The organism is Dellaglioa sp. CoH-57-MRSF-16, from assembly GCF_056782055.1.
Map to the genome: position 1 here is coordinate 1 of NZ_JBXAXZ010000102.1, position 353 is coordinate 353.

Below are 353 nucleotides of genomic sequence, written 5' to 3' on the forward strand. Positions count from 1 at the left end.
AAGAACGCCTTCGCGGTGATCGCTGTGGCTACGAAATTCCGAAAACAGGAAGCGTTGAGGATGTCACCAAAAGGTTGATAGCTTCGCAAATTCTGTCAAAGCAGGTTTTTGATGATTCCGTAAGTACCGCTAACGAAGCTGTGAAGAAGGTCGATGTAAATCATCCGGACTACGAACACGTTGATCACCCGACACACTACAACTCCCATCCGTCTGGAATCGAGATAATTGATCTTGTGGAGCTGATGCCGTTCAACACTGGCAACGCCGTGAAGTATGTGGCGCGTCGTGGTGAGAAGGGAAAGGCCGCGCAAGACTTGGACAAGGCAATCTGGTATACGTCGCGTGAGCGC

Annotated in this window: 1 protein-coding gene; it reads left to right on the forward strand. The window is 50.4% G+C overall.

The features are described from left to right. Positions 1-353, forward strand: a 353-nt coding sequence (locus AC1RPH_RS08055; RefSeq protein WP_481762066.1) for a DUF3310 domain-containing protein, incomplete at both ends; no start/stop codon positions are given.